This is a genomic window from Acrocarpospora corrugata (genome assembly GCF_009687845.1).
Taxonomy (GTDB): domain Bacteria; phylum Actinomycetota; class Actinomycetes; order Streptosporangiales; family Streptosporangiaceae; genus Acrocarpospora; species Acrocarpospora corrugata.
In genome coordinates this window covers 1-20371 of sequence record NZ_BLAD01000102.1, presented here as the reverse complement: position 1 = coordinate 20371, position 20371 = coordinate 1, and the positions used below count along the sequence as shown (strand labels likewise).

Genomic DNA, 20371 nt, shown 5'->3' with positions numbered 1-20371 from the left:
TTGGGTTGGTCCTGCGCGACCGTGGTGCGAGCCTGCCTGAGGGCTTGAAGCCCGGAGGGCGCCAGGTCGAGTCCGCGGGCGTTCCACCAATCGGCCCGAGAACAGACGCGTGAGCTCGCGGTCCAGGCGTTTCGGAGGATGACCTCCAGGCAGTGCAGCGGACCATGGAATGCGCCGGAGACTTCGATGTTCCAGGCGTACAGACGAAGCGCCCAGAGAGGTCACCCTTGGCAGCGCGGAGAAAGGGGCGAAGCCGTTCCATCGAGACGGCCTCACCGACCCGCTGATGGACAGCGCCCGTCATGCGCTCCTTTTCCGCACCGCACATCGTGCGCTACCATCAGTAACGTGTGCCCCGGGGACGCCTCTGATACAAGCCCCCCGGGGTAAGCCATTTACGGGACACCCCGAGATGAGCCTCTACTAGCAATCTCCCCGGGATAACTGCTTTCTGGGCGATTCGGGAGGCGCGGACTCCCTGTACGCCTTTCATGGCTAAACGTTAACCCCCGAACGCCAGTTCGGGGGGATTTGGTGGTGGGGTCAGTTGGTTAGTTCGTGGCTGAGGCAGTAAGAGCATTGTTTCGCATCAGTCTGCTTATGGGCTGTTTGTGTCTTGGTATCCGTTGTTTGTTGCGATTTTCGCGATTCAAACGTAGGATCGATGTATGGCTGGGGACATTGCCGAACGGGTCAGGCGGCTGGTGGAGGCGAGTGGGCTCAACCAGGCGGGCTTCGCCGCGAAGGCCGGGCTGGACGCGTCCAAGTTCTCCAAATCGATGGTGGGGGTCAGGCGTTTCACTTCGCTGGAGCTGGCGCGGATCGCTGACATCGGCGGGGTGACCGTCGACTGGTTGCTGGGTGTCGAGCGGCCGGCGTCGGCGCTGGCGGCCAGGACGCGGGATTCGGCTCCCTCGTCGGAGGCGGAAGCCATCGGTGAAGCCGAGCGGCTTGCCCAGCACTGGCTGGATCTCGCCTATCTCGGGTATCGGCAGGAGAGCGTCGATGTGCCCGCGGCTTCGGGTCAGGGCGCCAGTGTGGATGAAGGTCAGCGGCTGGCGGAATCGGCGCTCAGGCGGGCCGCGGAGCACGGGGTCGAACCCTGGCGGGTGCGTGACCTGGCGGGGTTGGTGGAAAGCGTCTTCGGCATCGACGTGCGCATCATGCGTTTCCGGCATGGGTACGAGGGGCTGAGCTGGGCCGATGACACCTCTCGGCTCATGGTGCTGGGAACCTCCGAGGTCCCCGCCCGCCAGCGGTTCACGATCGCGCACGAGCTCGGCCATCTCCTCGCGGGCGATGATCAGGGCTTGCACCTGGATCTCGACCTGCTCGACGCCGCCCACAAGAAGAAGCCCTCAGAGAAGCGAGCCAACGCGTTCGCCGCCCAGTTCCTGCTCCCACGGGAAGTCCTGGAGGCGCAGCAGATCCGCTGGTCGGATCGCTCCTTCGCCGCGCTCGCCTGCGAACTGTGGGTCTCTCCCGCCACACTCGCCTGGCGGCTGTACAACCTCAAGCTGATCGACCGCGCACAGTGCACGGCATTCCTGCGCATGCGCGCGCTCGACGCGGCGGTGCTGGCCGATCGAACGGACTCCCACTGGGAATGGCTGGCCGCGACCGGCCAGCCCCGCCTGCCATGGCCCCTGGTGCGAGCCCTCTTCCAGGCGTACCAGGACGGGAAGAGCACACTGCGCCCCCTGGCCAACCTCCTGCGTCTGGACCCGGAGACCATACGAAAAGCCATTGACGGGGCGAGAGAGGAATCTCCGCTCTCGCCATGACCCCCTACTGGTTTCCGGACAACACCGTCCTCTGCAACTTCGCGTGCGTTTCCCGGCTGGATCTCCTGGAGGCGATCCTGCGCGGTCGCGGGCGCTGGACCGAGGCGATCGCCTTCGAGGCGACCCGCTCGGCGCAGGTCTATCCTGACCTGCACGTCGTCGCGCGTGACGGATGGCTCGGTGAGCCGATCGAGATCGATGACCCGGCGATGATCCAACGCATCGAACAGATCAGGCGGGCGGCGTTCGGCGGATCCGCCCGGGAGCCGCTCAGGCATCTGGGCGAGGCCCAGACGTGCTTTCTGATTCTGAATCGGGCCGAGTTCACCGCCTCTTTCTGGATCACTGACGACCGTGATGCGGGTGAATACGCGAGACGTCAGGGAATCACCACCCGCGACACGATGGACCTGATCTCCGAGGGAGTTCAGGACGGCTGCTGCACGCGGGACGAGGGATTCGAACTCCTGCAGAAGATGAAATCCGCGGGCCGGTCGCTCCGATTGCCTCAGCAGCCTTCCGACCTGTGAGCCTGGCCTAAAGGTCCAAGACTAGGTCGCGGTAGAGCGACCGGACCTCTCCCGCGGTCTGCGAGCGCCCAGCGGGAGGGCCGCCCTTGGCCGGGACGTCCGTGGTCTGTGAGCCCTCCGAGCGCCCGTTCGGAGGGCCTTCTGGTGTTGGGGGTCAGTTGGTTAGTTCGGGGGGGAGAGGGGTGGTGTGGAGGATTGTGAGGGTTGTTACGGCGCGGGTTAGGGCTACGTAGAGGCGGGAGAGGCCCTGGGGTTCGGCGGTGGTGATGGTGGTGGGATCGAGGAGGATTACGTGGTCGTATTCGAGGCCTTTGGCGAGGGTTGCGGGGATGAGGAGGACGCGGTGGGCGGTGGCGGTGTCGGAGGTCAGGACGGTGTGGGGGATGGGGAGGGTGGCGGATAGGTGGGGGAGGATGGCGTCGGGGGCGATGACGCCGATGGAGCCTTCGCGGGTCAGGGCTTGGGTGATGGCTGCCGTGAGGGCGGCAGGAAGGTCGTCGGTTTGGTGGATGGTGAGGGAGCCGGGGCCGGGGCGCAGGGAGCGGGGTGGGGCCAGGGTGGGGGCGATGCTGGGGAGGAGGCGGGCGGCGTAGTCGAGGACTTCGCGGGGGACGCGGAAGCCGAGGGTGAGTTCGGTGATGGCGGTTTCGGTGCCGCCGGAGCGTTCTGAGCCTTTTTCGAAGCCGAGGTGGTGCAGGACGGTCCGCCAGGAGCGGGCCGACCAGGGGGTGGTGCCCTGGGCCAGGTCGCCGAGGATGGTGGCGGAGCCGGTACGGCAGCGGCGGCCGAGGGCGCGCAGTTGCATGGCGGAGAGGTCCTGGGCTTCGTCGACGACGAGGTGGCCGTGGGAGGCGGTCCGGTCCATCAGGTCGGCGAGTTCGTCGAGGAGAGCCGCGTCGGCGGCGGTCCATTTGGCCGTACGGAAGGATTTGGCGGGCTTGGCCCAGCGGAGGGTCTGCTGCTCGGCGGGGGTGAGGTCGGTCTTGGCGGCCAGGGCCAGGAAGTCGGGGTCGCTGAGCAGGCGGAAGAGGACCTGCTGGGGCGTGAGCTTGGGCCAGGTCTGGTCGATGACCTGTTTGACCGGCTTGGAGCGGGCGACGGCGTCCTGGACGCGGTCGTCGGGGGACTCGCCGCGGCGTTCCATCTGGACCAGGATCGCGTGGGACAGGCGCTGGGCGAGGGCGGCCCGCCCGGGGTTGTAGCGGGTGGTGCCGCGGAGCGAGGCGACGATCTCGCGGACTTCGTAGTCGGCGACGCGGTAGCGGTTGACGCCACGGGTGACCAGGACGCCTTCTTCTGGCTTGGCGATGTGCAGCCAGAGGGCGCGGCGGAGCACGGGGGCCATCCGGGCGTCGCCCTTGACGGTGGCGACCGCGGGGTCCTCGGGGTGGGCGTGGTCGCCGAGGATGCCGGCCACGGTGGTCTGGTCGACCTTGACCTCGCCGAGGGCGGGCAGCACCGAGGAGATGTACGACAGGAAGGCGCGGTTCGGGCCGACGATCATGACGCCGGAGCGGGCCAGCTTCTCCCGGTGGGTGAACAGCAGGTAGGCGGCGCGGTGCAGGCCGACGGCGGTCTTGCCGGTGCCGGGGGCGCCCTGGACGCAGACGGTCACCCCCAGGTCGGCGCGGACGATCTCGTCCTGGTCGGGCTGGATGGTGGCGACGATGTCGCGCATCGGGCCGGTGCGGGGGCGTTCGATCTCGTCGGTGAGGATCTTGGAGGTGCCGAGTTCGCCGCCGTGGCCGAGGTCCTCGTCCTCGAAGGCGGTGAGGTCGCCGGCCTGGTAGCCGAACCGGCGGCGGCGCGTGACGCCCATCGGCTCGGTGGGGCTGGCCTGGTAGAAGGCGCGGGAGACGGGGGCGCGCCAGTCGATTACCAGGGCCTGGCCTGCGCCGTCGTGCACGTGTCGGCGGCCGACGTGCAGGGTTTCCGGGAGTTCGTCGGCGGGAGCCGTACCCCGGTCGAGGCGGCCGAAGAAGAGCGGGGTGTCGGGGTGGTCGGCGAGGGCGGCCACGCGCTGGTCGAGCAGGCCCTGCAGGACCTGCTGGGAGACCCAGTCGCCGGCGGCGTCGGCGGAGAGGGACTGGGCGTGCGCGCGCATGGCGGTCAGGGCGGCGCGGGAGGTGGCGAGATGTTCCCGTTCCGCCGCGAGTATGTCGGGGGCCAGCTGGTGGGCGGGCATGCCGGAGCTCCTGTCGGGTGTCGGTGGTGGTCAAAGGCAGCGAAACACAAGAGCTTACTCATGCTCCAGCGCGACACCAACTGGGTTTTCACCCGCGCTGACCAGGTATTCCGCGAGTAAAGGGTGTTGTCGTTTCGTTGCCCGGGTACCTGGAGGGGATGACGCGCGCCTGGGTGTCGCCGGTGATACCGATGGTCGCGAGCTTGCTGCTCGCCGCCCTGTGGGGGCTGTCGGTGTTCGCCGGCTGGGGGCTTGAGGCGTTCTGTTCCGACGGGGAGAGCCGCCGGGCGTGCGCGCAGCGGCTTGACATGGTGTCGACCGTTTCTGGGCTGTTCGCGGTGATCGCGGCGAGCGCCACGGCGGCGGCCCTGCTGACCCGGCGTGGCGGGCTGCTGCCGGTCGCAGTGGTGGCGTGGGTGGCCGCCGAAGCAGTGCTGTTCATCGGCGGGATGGTCGCGCAGTAATCCCCCGAATACCCTGCGAAACCTTATTGAATCGGCATGGGAAAAGCGCGAAAAAGATGCGCAAATCGTGTGATTAAGCTGGACAATAGGGGTATGCCCGGAACCGGGCTTGTCTGGTTAATTCTTGGCTGAGGGGGCCAAGGCGCGAGGGGGTGATGCGGTTGACTCGGGCCGGCGGAATTTCGTGGACTTAACTATTGTCGCCCGGCGGGGGTCGCCCCGCCGGGTTTCTCATGTCAGGACATCGTCGGCATCGATGATCTGGTATGCGTAGCCTTGCTCGGCCAGGAAACGCTGCCGATGCGCGGCGAAGTCCTGATCGACGGTGTCCCGGCTCACCACCGAGTAGAACCGCGCGCCACCCCCGTCGGCCTTGGGCCGCAGCACCCGCCCGAGCCGCTGCGCCTCCTCCTGCCGTGACCCGAAGGTCCCGGAGACCTGGATGGCGACCGCCGCCTCCGGCAGGTCGATGGAGAAGTTGGCCACCTTCGACACCACCAGGACCTGGATCTCCTTGTCCCGGAAGAGCTGGTAGAGCCGCTCCCGCTCGCGGACCCGGGTCTCGCCCTTGATGACGGGCGCGTTCAGGTGCTCGGCCAGCTCGTCGAGCTGGTCGATGTACTGGCCGATGACCAGGACCTGCTCGCCCGCGTGCCGCCGGACCAGGGCCTCGGTGACGCGGGTCTTGGACGGCGTGGTGGCGCAGAACCGGTAACGCTCCTCGTTCTCCGACATCGCGTACGCGAGGCGCTCCTCGTCGGTGAGGGTGACCCGGACCTCGACGCAGTCCGCGGGGGCGATCCAGCCCTGGTTCTCCATCTCCTTCCAGGGCGCGTCATACCGCTTCGGGCCGATCAGGGAGAACACATCGCCTTCCCGGCCGTCCTCGCGGACCAGGGTGGCGGTCAGGCCGACCCGGCGGCGGGCCTGCAGGTCGGCGGTCATCCGGAAGATCGGCGCGGGCAGCAGGTGCACCTCGTCGTAGACGATCAGCCCCCAGTCGCGTGCGTCGAACAGCTCCAGATGCCGGTACGCGCCCTGCCGCTTGGCCGTCATGACCTGGTAGGTGGCGATGGTGACCGGCCGGATCTCCTTCTTGGTCCCGGTGTACTCGCCGATCTCGTCGGCGGTCAGCGAGGTGCGCTTGAGCAGCTCCTGCTTCCACTGGTGCACGCTCACCGTGTTGGTCACCAGGATCAGCGTGGTCGCCTGCGCGCGGGCCATCGCGGCCGCGCCGACGATGGTCTTGCCGGCCCCGCAGGGCAGCACGACGACGCCGGAGCCGCCGTGCCAGAACGCGTCGGCGGCCTCCCGCTGGTAGGAGCGCAGCTCCCAGCCGTCCTCGGTGAGCAGGATCGGGTGCGCCTCGCCGTCCACGTAGCCGGCCAGGTCCTCGGCCGGCCAGCCGAGCTTGAGCAGGGCCTGCTTGATGTTGCCGCGCTCGCTCGGGTGCACGATCACGGCGTCCTCGGTGAGGCGCTCGCCGAGCATCGGCTGGATCTTCCGAGAGCGCAGCACCTCCTCCAGGACGGCCCGGTCGGTGCTGGTCAGGACCAGGCCGTGGACGGGGTGTTTGTCCAGGCGGAGGCGGCCGTACCTGGCCATGGTCTCGGCCACGTCGACCAGCAGCGCGTGTGGCACCGGGTAGCGGCTGAAGCCGATCAGGGCGTCGATCACCTGCTCGGCGTCGTGCCCGGCGGCGCGGGCGTTCCACAGGGCCAGCGGGGTCACCCGGTAGGTGTGCACATGTTCGGGCGCGCGTTCCAGCTCGGCGAACGGCGCGATGGCTTTGCGGCACTCGTCGGCACGCTCATGCTCGACCTCGAGCAGCAGCGTCTTGTCCGACTGGACGATCAACGGGCCGTCGTTCACGGGTGCTCCTCATCTCCGGCGTACCGCCTATCCAACACGCGCACGGCCGGAATGAGTCCCGCTTTGCTCACTACTGGTCCCGGGCCGACGCCCGATCCCAAGCCGATGGGTCCACACATATCACGACATGTGCGGACCCATCGCACCGATCATCGGGGTCAGTCGCCAATCCAACCCCGGGCCGGTAGATCACGGAATAGCGTTCTCCCGCCATTCTCACGAGAAGTCGGCTTTCTGGGATTGACTCTGCCTGACGAATCACGCGCGGACAACGAATTTAATTCACGTCCGCCACACCGGTGATCCGGTGCAGAGCGAAGCGGTGGATGGCGGCGCGCGTTTCGTCATACGCCGTCAGATAGCCGCCCTCCATCCTGGCCGGTTCGAGAATCCGGCTGGTGGCCTGACCCTGGGAGTCGAGATAGCCGATCCAGACGCGGGTGCCCTGGCGGATGGCCTCCTGCAAGGCGGCGATGGCGGCGGTGGCGGGCGAGCGGGGCAGGGCGCCGTCGGGTTCGGCGCCGCGTTCCCGGCGGGAGCGGTGGGCGGCGTCGCCGGCCCGGACGGCGCGGATGGCGGCGGCCACGACTTCGGGCTCGGGGCCGTGGAAGCCGTTGACGGCGCGCGGCGGCGGGCTCTCGGCGCGGCGGGCGTCCAGGCGGGTGATCATGACGTCGCCGTCCAGCGATTCGGCGACCGGCGCGTAGCCCATGGCGCGGAGCGAGTCGATCAGCGTGGCCCTGGACGTCTTGGAGGCGACCACGGTCGGGGCCAGCCGGCGCAGCCGGAGCGCGGTCGAGCGGCGGTCGGCGAGCACCTCCTCCAGCACGGCCGGGTCGTCGCAGCGGATGTAGGCGGACGCCGTGCCGACCCTGAGCCGCCCGTGGCGGCGGGCCACGTCGCCGACCAGATAGGTCAGCGGCTGCGGGACCGGCGTGGCGGAGTGGCGGGCCAGCAGGGCGAGGAGCTCCTCGGCGGACTGCCCGGCGTCCAGGGCGCGGCGGACGGAGGGTTCGGAGAAGCGGTAGACGGTCGCGCCGCCCTTGGATTCGATGTCGGCGGCCAGGGCCAGCCAGCGGCCGAGCTCGGTGGTGAGCGGGCCGGGCGCGACGGCGGTCAGGTCGGCCTGCAGGAGCACCCGGTCGACCGGCTCTGGCAGCAGCGGCGCGAGCGCCTCGGCCGCCTCGGCGCGGCCCGCGTTCAGCAGCGCCCGGCCGTGCGCGGACATCACGCCGAGGCCGGTCACCCCGATGAGTTCGGCTTCGCGCAGGGTGAACTCGGTGAACTCGGCCCGCTGGCCGCCGCGGCGGCGGGGCTGTTCCCAGGCCAGCCGGGCCAGCACCGACTCCGTCGACGGGGCCAGCCCCGGTTCGGCGGAGACGAGCACCGCGAGGGTCTTGGCGCGCACCTCGGCGGCGGCCGACCGGCGCAGGTCGGGGTGGAGGGCGTTCAGCACACGGTCCTTCTCGTCCCTGCTGCCCGCCAGACCTGGCGCGCGTTCCAGGGTCAGCCAGGCCGCGGCGAGCATGCCCCAGCGGCCCTCGGTCGGCCGGGCCCGCCAGGCGTCGTAGGCGGCGGTCGGCAGCCACTCGCCGTCGACCGAACCGCCGGCGGCGACCAGACCGGCCGCGTGCGCGATCTCCGCGGTGCACGCCGCCGCCCATTCGGGCAGGTCCAGCGCCTGAGCCGTGCGTTTCAGATCCCGTACGGCCAGGCCGCCCGTCCGCAGCACTCCCGGAGCCTCGACGCTCCACAGCTCGCACAACTCCTCGACCGACCGCACGAAGCCGAACGCCTGCCCGGCCGCCGTACGGTCCGCCAATCCCTGGTCGCGGGCGATGCCGTCCAGCGGCGGCGGCACGGGGGACAGGTCGCGGTGCAGCCGCCCGTCCCGCAGCACCAGCCCGACCTCACGCGGCAGCGCCACGCTCTCGTCCCCGGTCGCGCCGAGCAGCCCGCGCGCCAGCAACTCCTCGATGGGCGACTGCGCGTCGGCGACCCTGACCTCCCGCCGCGCGTTGGGCACCCGCCCGCTGGACGGCCCCCAGGCGAGCTCGTCCAGCGCGGCCCTGGCCGGCGGGGAGATCTCCCCGAGCAGCCGCCGAATGTTCGCCGGTTCGCCGAACAATTCCGCAAAGCGTTCGCGGGGCGCGCCGGGACCGGGCGGCGCGATGTCGGCCAGGATCGCCTCCACCGCTTCCGGGGCGTGATGCCGGAACACGTCGAGCACCGGCGGCCCCAGACCCGCGGGCGGGTCCAGCGCCTCTGTGACGCCGGGGGCGAGCCGCAACGCCGTGTCGGCCCCGTGGACCAGGGCCATGGTCCGCAGGCGCTCCACGGCCCCGCCCAGGGCCTGGTCGAGGTCACTGGTGGAGATCGACCGGCCGAGCCGGGTACGCAGGGCGCGCAGCGGGCCTGGGCTGAGCGCGAGGGTCTCGGCCACCGCGAGCGTGAAGCGGTCGAGCCGGTCCAGGGCGCGGCCCAGGGCGGACGGTGTGCCCGCCCGGGAGGCCAGTCCGTTCAGGTGCGCGGGGACCGGGGTGATCAGTTCGGGGCGGGACATGGCGAGAGCGCGCAGCTGCTCGTCGGTTCGGCTGCGCAGCCACTCGGTGAACGCCTCGCTCATCTCTTCCATCGTATGAGCAGCCACTGACAGGATTTCGCGGCAACAGTCGCGTACCGGGCGGAGCTGGGGCAGTATGGCGAGCGTGATCGAGCGCGCCGACCAGCTCGTCCTGGACTTCATCAGCAAGGTCGCGGATCTGGCCCACGGCCGGATGCGACCGGAGCAGCGGCTCGACTTCGTCCGCCGGGTGCGCGAGCGGGTGGAGGAGGAGCGCGCCGGCAGCGAGGACCCGAAGGCGGTCCTGCGGATGCTGGCCAGGTTCGGCACCCCGGAGCAGCTGGTCGAGCGCGAGGTTCGGCGATTAGCCAACATCGCCGGCGAGTCCGGCGAGCCCAGTGAACCCGCACCCACCCGTACGTTCCCGTCCGTCGACGACGGAACCCCGCCGCGCCGCCGCTCCACCCCCGTACCGCCCGGGGTCATGCACTACCGGCAGGAGGCGCGCCGGCGCCTGGCCGGCCGGTCCGGGCGAGGACCATCCGCGTTCAACCGGCTCCGCCAAGCCGCGATGGCCGGCGGCAATCCGATGGCCACCAGGGACGCCTGGTCGATCTTCGCCGACAACCGCAGGGAGGCGGTCGGGCTCGCCCTGTTCGTGCTGGGCGCCCTGCTCGTCCCGTTCCGGCTGCCGAGCGTGGCGATCTTCCCGGTGCCCGGCCTGCTCTGGGCGGTCGGCGCGGTGGTCGTGCTGTCCTGCGAGGGCTGGGTGTTCAACGACCGGCTGCTCGGCCTGTCCGCGCCGGTGGCCGCCTACCTGCTGGGCGGCGGCGGGCTCGCGCTGATCCGGGTCCAGGGCACCGATCTGGGCCGCTTCATGACCGAGTTCCACGGGGTCAGCGGAGTCATGTTCATCATCGGCACGGCGGCCGGGGTGACCTGGCTGATCTACCGCCTGCTGGATCCGCCACCGGGGCCGCCGTCGCGCACGCTGCGGGTGACCCGCTAGGTCAGACCGGCGCGGCCGTGCGTTCTGGCAGCAGGCCGAGCGCGAGCCGGACCCACGAGGCCACGAACCCGTCCCGGTCGGCCCGGCCCGGAGGTTCGCCGACGGTCTCCTGGAAGAGGCGGTAGTGCACCACGGCACCGCCGAGGACCGCGCCGATCCCGGACCAGTCCAGGTCGGAGTCCCGGTATTCGGGCTGCGCCTTGAACCAGGTCGTGATCGAGTCGAACATCGGCTGCAGCAGCCCTTCCCTGACCACGTCCACCAGTTCGGGGAACTGGCTCAGGTCGCGGAAGAAGACCCGGGTCAGCTCGCTCTCCTCGCGGACCTTGGCCAGGCCGGACCGGCACAGGTGGGTGAGGCGCTCCTCGACGGCGACGGTGGAGCCGGCCGCGTTCTGCTCGGCGAGCGCCTCGGCGATCTGGGCCCTGGTCCGGGTGGCGTGCTCGTTCACGGCGGCGGCGAGCACCTCGTACTTGGACTTGAAGTGCCGGTAGAGGCCGCCCGCGCCGGGCGACAGGCCCGCGGCGGCCTCGATCTCGGCCACGGACGTGGCCGCGTAACCCCGCTCGGCGAACAGCCGCAGGGCCTCGTCGATGATCCGCTCGCGCGTCGATCTGCTCATGGGAATGCTGCCTACCTCCGCCACCAAGGGTAGACCGTCAATGTTTCCGTCCGCGGCTCATTGATAAGTGCCCGCTTTCACCGATAAACCGGTTACCCGTAGACGTATCCGTTTTGGCATCCTGTACGGGTGCACCCCCTCGGAAACGTCACCCGCGAGGTGAGACTCAGCCGCCGCCGTGGCGGCCCGCAGGACGGCCGCCTCCAGCGCGGCTCCGACGCCGATTCGGGCGTAATTTCAAGGCGTTCCGGCGGTCCCATGCCGCCTCAGTGGGCATAACCTACATCCATTCCTTTCACGACAGTCTGAACGAGGTCACTCCTGTGCCCAGCGGCAAGGTCAAGTGGTACGACGAGACCAAGGGTTTCGGTTTCCTCACCCGCGACGACGGCGGTGAGGTCTTCGTGCATTCATCCGCGTTGCCCAAAGGCGTGGATGTCCTCAAGCCAGGACAGAAGGTCGAGTTCGGGGTCGCGGAGGGCCGCCGCGGGCAGCAGGCCCTGTCCGTCCGGGTCCTGGAGCAGCCGCCGACCCTCGCCAAGGTCGCCCGGCCGAAGGGCAAGCGCAAGAAGCCGGACGAGATGGTCGTCATCGTCGAGGACCTGATCAAGCTGCTGGACGACATCTCGACGTCGTACCAGAAGAGCAAGCAGCCGGACGCGGCGCACGCCAAGAAGGTGGCCAGCGTGCTCCGCGCCGTCGCGGACGACATCGACGCATAAAGGCTAGAACGGATTGGTTAACGGCTTCGTGTCCGTCGTCGCGGGTAGCCGTACCGGCTTGGCGCGGAGCCGTCTGCGCCTGCCCGCGAGCAGCCAGCCGAGCGACAGCGCCAGCACCACGGCCATCACCGTGAAACCGGCGGGGCCGCGGGCGAACAGCGACAGCATCAATCCGATCAGGCCGCCGAACACCCACGCGATCTGCAGCAGCGCCTCGACCACGCCGAAGGTCGAGGAGCGCACCTCCTCGCCGATCTCGCGCTGCACGATGGCGTCCAGCGCGAGTTTGCCCAGGCCCTGCGCGAACGCGCCGACCAGGGCGACGGCGACGGCCGTCCAGAGGGTGAAGAAGAACGCGGCCACGATCGTGGTGACGGTGGTCAGCGCCAAAGTGGCCAGGACGATCAGCTGCGGGGAGTGCGAGCGGGCCCAGGACGCGACGGCCGCGCCCATCAGGCCGCCGCCACCCGCGGCGGCGGCCAGCAGGCCGATCGTGATCTCGGGCGCGAAGCCGGGCAGGTGCTTGTCCTGGACCAGGAAGAGCAGGAAGAACACCAGGAAGCCGGCCTGGATGCGGATCGCGGCGTTGGCCCGGATCGCCTCGCCGACCACCGGGCCGACCTGGAACCAGGTCCGCCAGCCGGGGGCCGGGGCCTCCTCGTCCTCGTCGGTGTCGGGGGAGTCGACGTGGCGCGGGAGCCGTACCGCGACGACGCCGCAGATCAGGAAGAGCACCATCGCGCCGCGCAGCACCCATTCCGCGCCGATCCAGGCGGTCAGACCGGCCGAGGCGGCGGCCGCGCCACCGGCCGCGACCAGGGCGAACAGGGCGACTCTGGCGTTGGCGGTGACGAGGGTGATGTCGGCGGGGAGCACGCTCGGCATGATCGCGGCCCGGGACACGTTGTACGCCTTCGACAGCACCAGCACCGCCAGCGCGGCCGGGAACAGCGACAGCACGTCGCCGTACACGACCGAGGAGGCCATCCCCCAGCAGAGCAGCCCCCGGGCGAACAGTGTGCCCGCCATCACATAACGCCGCCCCGACCGGAACCGGTCGAGCACCGGCCCGACGAAAGGCGCGACCACCGTGAACGGGACCATCGTGATGACCAGGTAGAGCGCCACCTGCCCGCGCGCCTGCCCGACCGGCAGCCCGAAGAACAGCGCCCCGGCCAGCGAGACGGTGATGAACGCGTCCCCCGCGCTGTGCGCCGCCGTCAACTCGATCAATCGGCCGAGCCCGGTCCGGCCCGCCCCTTGCGCATAGGTCAGCCGCCGGGTCGCCTGCCCCACTCGCCGCCCGCCTCTGGCCACCGTCTGCCCCGCTCGGACCGTGGCCCCCGCAGCGGTACGGCTGGCGCGGGCGGTCCCCCGACCTGCGCGCCGAACACGATCCCAGGCACCCGCCACAGGTGACGCTCCCTCCCCGTAGGTTGAAAATCCAGTCTTACCGACCGGGTCGGGTGCTGTCCGCTCCTGGCGTAGGTGAAAATAAAGTGTGAGTCGTACCCGGATCAGAAGCTCGGCAGCCGACCAGGCCTGCTCCGCCGCCGTCGAACTGGCCCGGCGCGGCGCCGAGGAGATCGCCAGGCCCGGCGAGGTGGGCGAGTATCTGGGCTTCGACAGTGAGGGTGACCGTGTGGTCACCCACTACTTCGTCTGTCTCGATCGCGCCTACCAGGGCTGGCGCTGGGCGATCACCGTCGCCCGCGCGTCCCGCGCCAGGAATGTGACCATCAGCGAGACCGTCCTGCTGCCCGGGGCCGGCGCGCTGCTGGCGCCCACCTGGGTGCCGTGGAACCAGCGGCTCCGCCCCGGTGACCTGGGCGTCGGCGACCTGCTGCCGGCCGAGGCCGACGACGACCGGCTGGCCCCCGGCTTCACCGAAACCGACGACGACACCGACCACCAGATGATTTTCGAGTACGGTCTGGGCCGCGCCCGGGTGCTCTCGCCGCTGGGCCGCGACCTGGCCGTGCAACGCTGGCACAACGGCGAGCCTGGCCCGGACACGCCGCTCGCCGCCGCCGCGCCCGCCCAGTGTTCGACCTGCGGCTTCTACTGGCCGCTGGCCGGCGCCCTCCGGCTCGGGTTCGGGGTGTGCGCGAATGAGTATGCGCCGGACGACGCCCGGGTGGTCGCCGCCGACCACGGCTGCGGGGCGCACTCGGAGGCGACGACGGTGCCGTCGATGACTCCGGACCACGCGCAGCCGATTCTGGACGACCTCGGCTACGACCTCATGCCCGACGACGAAACCGACGCGGAAGCCGGTGCTGACCAAGATCTTGGCTGAGGCAAGGAATGTCGGGTAGGGGCGCTAACCTACGTTGGCTGGATCAGCCCCTTCCGAGAGCGTGAGATGAACGACTCCTTCGGCACCACACGCCTGCGCGAAACCGTCCTCGCCGCCTGGGCGGCCTCCCCTGCCCGGTTCCGGGAGGACGCGAACGCCGAAGAGGACTTCGCGCTGGGCGGTTACCGGGACCGGCTGATCGTCGAGCTCGCCCAGAACGCGGCCGACGCCGCGCTGCGCGCGGGTGTGCCGGGACGGCTGCGGCTGTCCCTGCGGGACGGCGTCCTGGAGGCGGCCAACACCGGAGCTCCGCTGGACGCGGCCGGCGTCGAGGGCCTGTCCACCCTGCGGGTTTCGGCGAAACGCGATGAGATCGGGGCGGCTGGCCGTTTCGGTGTGGGTTTCGCCGCCGTTGTCTCGGTCTGTGACTCCCCGTCGGTGTATTCGCGCTCGTCCGGCGGCGTGCGCTGGTCTCGCGAGGAGACCGGCGCCCTGGTCGCGGCCCAGCCCACCGTCAGCGCTGAACTGGCGGAACGCGCCGGGCATGTCCCGCTGCTGCGCCTCCCGTTCCCGATGGACCCGGCGACCGTCCCCGACGGCTTCGAGACGCTGGTCCGGCTCCCGCTCCGCGACAAGGTCGCCGAGCAGGCCGTTCGCCAGATGCTGGAGGAGACCAGCCCGGCCCTCCCGCTGGTGATGCCCGCCCTCACCGTCATCGAGATCGAACTCGACGGCGAGGTCCGCACGGTCACCTCCGACGGCTGGCACGTCAGCACCGCCACGGGCTCCTTCGCCCCCGAACAGGTCGCGGAACTCTTCGCCGACCGCCCCACCGAGGAGCGCGCCCGCCCGTTCTGGCAGGTCCGCTGGGCCGTCCCGGTCAGGAACGGCGAACCGCGCGCCCTGCCGAAGGACGTCCCGGCCGTCATCCACGCCCCCACCCCCAGCGAGGAACCGCTCGACCTGCCCGCGCTGCTGATCGCCACCTTCCCGCTGGCGACCGACCGGCGGCATGTCGCGACCGGCCCGCTGACCGACTTCCTGATCCGCCGCGCCGCCGAGCTGTATGTGCTGCTTCTGCGCCAGTTGCCGCGCACCCCGAAGCTGCTCGACCTGGTGCCGGGCATGCTCGGCAAGGGCGAACTCGACGCGGCCATCCGCCGCGAGATCGTCTCGCTGCTGCCGGGCACTCCGCTGCTTCCCGCGCTCTCCGCGCCGTCGGACCCGGACGGCGAGGACCAGTTCCGGGCCACGCTGAACCGCCGCTGGGCCACCGACCTGCCCGCGGAATCCGACGCCTACCGGCTGATGTCCGAGCTGGCCGAGCAGACCGACGAGTCGCTCGTCGCCGGGCGGCAGGCCCGCGCGGTCGCCGGTTCCGGCGAGTTCCTGGAGCAGGTCGCCGACCTGGTCCCCGGCCTGCTGCCCACCGGCTGGCCGTCCCGGCATCCCGCGCTGACCACACTGGGCGTGCGCCGGGTCGAGCTGGCCGACGTCGTCGACATGCTCTCAGGCGACGAGGTGGCCGACCGGGAACCGTCCTGGTGGCGGGCGCTGTACGAGGTGCTGCCCGCCGACGACCCGGAGGCGATCGCGGCCGTCGCGGTGCCGCTCGCGGACGGGCGGCTGGTCCGCGGGGCACGCGGCACGCTGCTGCTGACCGAGGGCGGCTTCGATCCGGCCGCGCTGGCTCCGCTGGGGCTGCGGATCGTGCACCCCGAAGCGGCGCATCCGCTGCTGCTCCGGCTGGGGGCGGGCGAGGCTACCCCCCGGACCGTCCTGGAAGATCCGCTCACCCACGCGGCCGTGACCGAGTCGGCCGGCAGCGCTGATCCCGAACCGGTCGCGCAGGCCGTGCTCGCCCTGGTGGACGCGGCCGGTCTGTCCGCCGGCGAAGCCCCCTGGCTGGCCGATCTCGCGCTCCGCGGCGCGGACGGAGCCGTCTACACGGCCGGTGAGCTGCTGCTGGAAGGCGGCGACCTGGCCAAACTGATCGACCTGGAAGCGCCGTTCGCCGCCCCCGACCTGGTCGAGAAATACGGCTCCCGCGTCCTCGCCGCAGCGGGCGTGCTCGACGGATTCGCCGTAGTCAACGACTCCGACGTACTACTCGACCCCGACGAGTGCGAGCACGACCTGGACCGCGAGGACGAGTGGCTGGACGCGATCCTCGACCTGCTGCCCGAATTCGACGTGCCCCCGGTGGCGCGCGAGTTCACCGCCATCCGCGACCTGGAGTACGTCGCCGACTGGAAGGCCGCCCTCACCCTGCTGGCCCGGCCGCCGCTGCGCGCCGCGCTGCTCCCGCTCCGGGTGCTGGTCGCGGGCGAGGTCGTCGAGGTCCCGTCCTACACCGCGTGGTGGCTGTCCAAGCACCCGGTGCTTGGGGACAGAACGCCCACGTCGCTGCGCCTGCCCTCCGGCGACCCGCTCCTGTTCGGCCTGTACGGCGACGCCCCCGCCGACCTGGACGAGACCGCGCTGACCATGATCGGCGTGCGCTCCACCCTGGCGGACCTGCTGGCCTCGCACGGCGGCCCGGAAGAGCTGCTCGACCTGATGGCCGACCCCGCCATCGAACTCGACCGCCCTCAGCTGCGCGCCCTGTGGATGGCCGTCGCCGGGGTGGAACCCTCCCGGATCCGCCCGCCGTCGGCCGTCCGCGCCATCCTCAACGGCGCCATCGTGGTCGCCGACGCGGAGGACGGCCAGGTCGCCGGCGGCGACTCCCCGCCGGGCGAGCCGGTCGTCGTCGAAGCCCCCGACCTGCTGGCCCTGGTGGCCGACCGGCCGCTGATCCTGGCCCCCTTCGACCTGGCCGAAGCCCTCTCCGAGGTGCTCGACCTGCCGCTGGTGGGCGAGATCGTCACCGGCGACGTGACCTCCACCGGAACAGAAAGCCAGGTCCCGCCCGAGGTCCACGCCCTGCTCCCGACCGCCCCGGCCACGTATGTCGAGCACGAGGAGCTGCTGGTCGACGGCCGGCCGATCCCGTGGCGTTTCTTCGACGGCAAGGTGCACGCCAGCGGCGTGGAAGGTCTCGCGCGGGGTCTCGCCTGGGCGGCCGGGCAGTGGGGGGACCGGCTCGCCGTGGCCGCCCTGCTGCGCGACCCGGCGCGGGTGCCGCTGCTGCTGGCCGAGGCCGATCTCGACAGCTGAGCGTTACTTCTGTCGCTGGTTGCGGCGGTACACGTAGGTGAGGCCGAAGCAGCCGAGGCCGATGCCGGCCACGCAGGTCCAGATCCACCAGCTCTGGGCCGGGCGGATGACGAGCAGCGCCAGCAGGGCGGCCACCCAGAGTCCGATGCCGACGAGGATGGTGGCGGAGTCGTTGGTCTGCAGCGGCTCCGGGTCCGGTTTGCGTGGCGGCTTCATCCGATCAGCCTAGGCGACCAGGTCATCGTGAGGATGAGCGCGGGTCGTACACGAATCGATCACGAAAGAATCACGTCGGTCTCGTGGGTCTTTTCGCAGCTGGTAATGGGTGTCACTCTGCGCGCGTGAGTCTCACCCAAACCCCCCAAAGTGCCAGTTTTCTCAACAAGTACTTCAAGATCTCGGACCGTGGTTCGACGGTCGGGACCGAAGTGCGCGGCGGTCTCGCCACGTTCTTCACCATGGCCTACATCGTCGTCCTGAACCCGATCATCATCGGTACGGTCAAGGACGCCGACGGCCAGTTCCTCGGCGACGGCCTCACCGACAACATCCCCCTGGTGGCCGTGGCCACCGCCTTCGTGGCCGGTGTGCTGACCATCCTGATGGGCATCGTGGCCAACGTCCCGTTCGCGCTCGCGGCCGGTCTCGGCCTGAACGCCTTCGTGACGTACGGCATCGCCACCCAGATGTCGTGGGAAGACGCGATGGGCCTGGTGGTCCTGGAAGGTCTGATCATCCTGCTGCTGGTGCTGACCGGATTCCGGACAGCCGTCTTCCATGCCATTCCAGGCAGCCTGAAGACGGCCATCTCGGTCGGCATCGGCCTGTTCATCGCGCTGATCGGGTTCGTGGACGCCGGATTCGTCCGCAAGACGGCCGCCCCGGCCCCGCCGATCGAGCTCGGCATCGCCGGCGCGCTGGCCAGCTGGCCGATCCTGGTCTTCGTGGTCGGCCTGCTCACCACCATCGTGCTGGTGGCGCGCAAGGTGAGGGGCGCGATCCTGATCGGCATCGTGTCGACGACCGTCTTCGCGATCATCGTGGAGCTGTTCGCCAAGGTCGGGCCGGCGAATCCGCCGGGGCAGCCGTACAACCCGTACGGGTTCGGGCTCAACACGCCGGATCTGCCGGCCATCGACAAGATCTTCGCGCTTCCGGACCTGAGCCTGCTCGGGCAGTTCAGCCTGTTCGGGGCGTTCTCGAAGATCTCCGTGGTGCTGGCGCTCCTGCTGGTCTTCACTCTGCTGATCACCGACTTCTTCGACACGATGGGGACCATCGTGGGCGTCGGCAAGCAGGCGAACCTGATGCAGGAGGACGGCACGCTGCCCAAGACCCGCGAGATCCTGCTGGTCGACTCCATCGCCGCCGCGGCCGGTGGCGCGGGTTCGGTGTCGTCCAACACCACCTACATCGAGTCGGCGGCGGGGGTGGGGGAGGGCGCTCGCACCGGTCTGGCCAGTGTGGTCACCGGTGTGCTCTTCCTGCTCACGATGTTCCTGGCGCCGCTGGTGGCGGTGGTTCCTTACGAGGCGGCCGCGCCCGCGCTGGTGGTCGTCGGCTTCCTGATGATGACCTCGATCCGGGAGATCGACTTCACCGACTTCGAGATCGCCATCCCGGCGTTCCTCACCATCGTGCTGATGCCGTTCACGTACTCGATCGCGAACGGGATCGGCGCCGGTTTCATCGCCTACGTCCTGATCAAGCTCGTCAAGGGGAAGACCCGGGAAATCCATCCGCTGCTCTGGGTGGTCACCGCGCTGTTCGTGATCTACTTCGCGCTCGGCCCGCTGAAGATCCTCCTCAACCTCGGCTGATCTGGTGCGAGGATCCCCATCGGGGCTCCGATGGGGATTCTTCGTTATACCGGTGTTGCCACCGGGTAACTGAAAGTTTCAATAGCGGCCCGATATTTTATGGGGTCAGGACTCTGCCGCTGGCCCGTTCCTGCCTGGGGATTGACCCCTCTTCCGGGGAATTCTAGCCTCCGTGGACAACACGAAAGCTATCGAAAACTTTCGGAAAAGGAGATCCTGTGCCTTCCTCGAAATGGCGATCTCTCGCGGTGGTCTGCGCGGTGGCGTCGGCTGCGGCCAGCGTTCTCATCGCCACGCCCGCCCACGCTGACGGGACCCTTCGCGGGCATGCCGTCGAACGGGGCAAGTTCATCGGTGCCGCGATCGCGACAACTCCGCTCGCCAACGAGACGGCTTACCGGAATATCGCGTCCACGGAGTTCAACCAGATCACGGCCGAGAACGCGATGAAGTGGGAGTCGACCGAGCCGAACGACAACCAGTACACGTTCACCGGTGCCGACCAGATCGTCAACTTTGCCACCCAGAACAACCAGCAGGTTCACGGGCACACGCTGGTGTGGCACAGCCAGACGCCGGGCTGGGTGCAGGGTCTGAACGCCACCAACATGCGGGCCGCGATGAACGAGCACATCGCCACCGTCGTCGGCCGGTACGCGAACAACGCGACCGTGGTCTCCTGGGACGTCGTGAACGAGGTCTTCGACGACAACGGCAACATGCGGCAGTCGTTCTGGTTCAACACGCTGGGCCAGAGCTACATCGCCGACGCCTTCCGCGCCGCGCGGGCCGCCGACCCGAACGCCCGCCTGTGCATCAACGACTACAACGTCGAGGGCATCAACGCCAAGTCCACCGCCATGTTCAACCTGGTTCAGTCGCTGCGCGCGCAGAACGTGCCGGTCGACTGCGTCGGCTTCCAGGGCCACCTGGCGATCCAGTTCGGCTTCCCGAACGACATCCAGCAGAACATGCAGCGTTTCGCCAACCTCGGGGTCCAGGTCAGGGTCACCGAGCTGGACGTCCGCATGCAGACCCCGCGGACCGCGGCCAAGGACACCACGCAGGCCCAGTACTACACCAACGTCATCAACGCCTGTAACGCGGTCACCGCGTGCGCCGGTGTGACGATCTGGGGCTTCACCGACAAGTACTCGTGGGTGCCGGACACCTTCTCCGGTGAGGGCTTCGCCCTGATCTACGACAACAATTACGCGGTCAAGCCCGCGTACACGGCGGTCCACAACGCGCTCGACGGTGGCACCCCGACCAATGACACGACTCCACCGACGACACCGGGCACGCCGACGGCGTCCGCGATCACCTCGACCGGGGCGACGCT

Annotated in this window: 15 protein-coding genes; 9 read left to right on the top strand and 6 right to left on the bottom strand. The window is 69.9% G+C overall.

Translation table 11 applies throughout. The features are described from left to right. Positions 1 to 668: 668 nt before the first annotated feature. Both Acor_RS37280 and Acor_RS37275 read left to right on the top strand, forming a co-directional pair. Positions 669 to 1784: a helix-turn-helix domain-containing protein gene (locus Acor_RS37280; protein ID WP_155341486.1), complete on the top strand. Its 1116-nt coding sequence runs from the start codon at positions 669 to 671 to the stop codon at positions 1782 to 1784. Next, complete coding sequence (locus Acor_RS37275; RefSeq protein ID WP_155341485.1) at positions 1781 to 2314, top strand: PIN domain-containing protein; 534 nt, start codon at positions 1781 to 1783, stop codon at positions 2312 to 2314. The genes Acor_RS37280 and Acor_RS37275 overlap by 4 nt, the downstream gene beginning before the upstream one ends. 154 nt (positions 2315 to 2468) lie before the next feature. Here Acor_RS37275 and Acor_RS37270 read toward each other — a convergent pair whose 3' ends face one another. Then, the gene (locus Acor_RS37270; protein ID WP_155341484.1) at positions 2469 to 4499 is read right to left on the bottom strand and encodes a HelD family protein; all 2031 of its coding nucleotides are present in this window, start codon (positions 4497 to 4499) and stop codon (positions 2469 to 2471) included. A 191-nt stretch (positions 4500 to 4690) separates the two neighbouring features. On the opposite strand from Acor_RS37270, the gene Acor_RS37265 reads away from it, so the two are divergent. Continuing rightward, positions 4691 to 4963 carry a hypothetical protein gene (locus Acor_RS37265; RefSeq protein WP_155341483.1) on the top strand — a complete coding sequence of 91 codons (273 nt, stop codon included), beginning with the start codon at positions 4691 to 4693 and terminating at the stop codon, positions 4961 to 4963. Between the two features lie 231 nt (positions 4964 to 5194). On the opposite strand, the gene Acor_RS37260 is transcribed toward Acor_RS37265, so the two are convergent. Together Acor_RS37260 and Acor_RS37255 are read right to left on the bottom strand one after the other, a co-directional pair. Next, positions 5195 to 6835: a DNA repair helicase XPB gene (locus tag Acor_RS37260; RefSeq protein WP_155341482.1), complete on the bottom strand. Its 1641-nt coding sequence runs from the start codon at positions 6833 to 6835 to the stop codon at positions 5195 to 5197. A 277-nt stretch (positions 6836 to 7112) separates the two neighbouring features. After that, positions 7113 to 9461 carry a helicase-associated domain-containing protein gene (locus tag Acor_RS37255; RefSeq protein ID WP_155341481.1) on the bottom strand — a complete coding sequence of 783 codons (2349 nt, stop codon included), beginning with the start codon at positions 9459 to 9461 and terminating at the stop codon, positions 7113 to 7115. 73 nt (positions 9462 to 9534) lie between these two features. On the opposite strand from Acor_RS37255, the gene Acor_RS37250 reads away from it, so the two are divergent. Continuing rightward, on the top strand, positions 9535 to 10407 hold the full coding sequence (locus Acor_RS37250; protein ID WP_170317277.1) for a hypothetical protein: 873 nt from the start codon (positions 9535 to 9537) through the stop codon (positions 10405 to 10407). A 1-nt stretch (position 10408) separates the two neighbouring features. Here the strand turns inward: Acor_RS37250 and Acor_RS37245 are convergent, their stop codons facing one another. Beyond that, positions 10409 to 11029 (bottom strand): TetR/AcrR family transcriptional regulator, encoded by a 621-nt coding sequence (locus tag Acor_RS37245; RefSeq protein ID WP_155341479.1) that lies wholly within the window; start codon positions 11027 to 11029, stop codon positions 10409 to 10411. 323 nt (positions 11030 to 11352) lie between these two features. Between Acor_RS37245 and Acor_RS37240 the strand changes: the two genes are divergently transcribed. Next, on the top strand, positions 11353 to 11751 hold the full coding sequence (locus Acor_RS37240) for a cold-shock protein (protein WP_155341478.1): 399 nt from the start codon (positions 11353 to 11355) through the stop codon (positions 11749 to 11751). 3 nt (positions 11752 to 11754) lie between these two features. Here Acor_RS37240 and Acor_RS37235 read toward each other — a convergent pair whose 3' ends face one another. Continuing rightward, a complete protein-coding gene (locus Acor_RS37235; RefSeq protein ID WP_246239643.1) occupies positions 11755 to 13047 on the bottom strand; it encodes an MFS transporter in 1293 nt (430 codons plus the stop codon). Between the two features lie 205 nt (positions 13048 to 13252). On the opposite strand from Acor_RS37235, the gene Acor_RS37230 reads away from it, so the two are divergent. Both Acor_RS37230 and Acor_RS37225 read left to right on the top strand, forming a co-directional pair. After that, positions 13253 to 14050, top strand: coding sequence for a DUF3027 domain-containing protein (locus Acor_RS37230; RefSeq protein ID WP_155341476.1), 798 nt, complete (start codon positions 13253 to 13255; stop codon positions 14048 to 14050). A 66-nt stretch (positions 14051 to 14116) separates the two neighbouring features. After that, complete coding sequence (locus Acor_RS37225; RefSeq protein ID WP_155341475.1) at positions 14117 to 17209, top strand: sacsin N-terminal ATP-binding-like domain-containing protein; 3093 nt, start codon at positions 14117 to 14119, stop codon at positions 17207 to 17209. 3 nt (positions 17210 to 17212) lie between these two features. Here Acor_RS37225 and Acor_RS37220 read toward each other — a convergent pair whose 3' ends face one another. Next, positions 17213 to 17425, bottom strand: a complete 213-nt coding sequence (locus Acor_RS37220) for a DUF2530 domain-containing protein (RefSeq protein WP_155341474.1) — start codon at positions 17423 to 17425, stop codon at positions 17213 to 17215. A gap of 125 nt (positions 17426 to 17550) precedes the next feature. Here Acor_RS37220 and Acor_RS37215 point away from each other — a divergent pair, with 125 nt between their 5' ends. Together Acor_RS37215 and Acor_RS37210 are read left to right on the top strand one after the other, a co-directional pair. Continuing rightward, positions 17551 to 19029: an NCS2 family permease gene (locus tag Acor_RS37215; protein WP_155341473.1), complete on the top strand. Its 1479-nt coding sequence runs from the start codon at positions 17551 to 17553 to the stop codon at positions 19027 to 19029. Between the two features lie 218 nt (positions 19030 to 19247). Further along, a partial coding sequence (locus tag Acor_RS37210; RefSeq protein WP_155341472.1) for a glycoside hydrolase family 10 protein occupies positions 19248 to 20371 on the top strand: 1124 nt, incomplete at its 3' end.

Coding starts and splice junctions, on each gene's coding strand:
- Acor_RS37280 (WP_155341486.1), top strand. CDS start 669: ATGGCTGGGGACATTGCCGAACGGGTCAGGCGGCTGGTGGAGGCGAGT.
- Acor_RS37275 (WP_155341485.1), top strand. CDS start 1,781: ATGACCCCCTACTGGTTTCCGGACAACACCGTCCTCTGCAACTTCGCG.
- Acor_RS37270 (WP_155341484.1), bottom strand. CDS start 4,499: ATGCCCGCCCACCAGCTGGCCCCCGACATACTCGCGGCGGAACGGGAA.
- Acor_RS37265 (WP_155341483.1), top strand. CDS start 4,691: ATGGTCGCGAGCTTGCTGCTCGCCGCCCTGTGGGGGCTGTCGGTGTTC.
- Acor_RS37255 (WP_155341481.1), bottom strand. CDS start 9,461: ATGAGCGAGGCGTTCACCGAGTGGCTGCGCAGCCGAACCGACGAGCAG.
- Acor_RS37250 (WP_170317277.1), top strand. CDS start 9,535: ATGGCGAGCGTGATCGAGCGCGCCGACCAGCTCGTCCTGGACTTCATC.
- Acor_RS37245 (WP_155341479.1), bottom strand. CDS start 11,029: ATGAGCAGATCGACGCGCGAGCGGATCATCGACGAGGCCCTGCGGCTG.
- Acor_RS37225 (WP_155341475.1), top strand. CDS start 14,117: ATGAACGACTCCTTCGGCACCACACGCCTGCGCGAAACCGTCCTCGCC.
- Acor_RS37220 (WP_155341474.1), bottom strand. CDS start 17,425: ATGAAGCCGCCACGCAAACCGGACCCGGAGCCGCTGCAGACCAACGAC.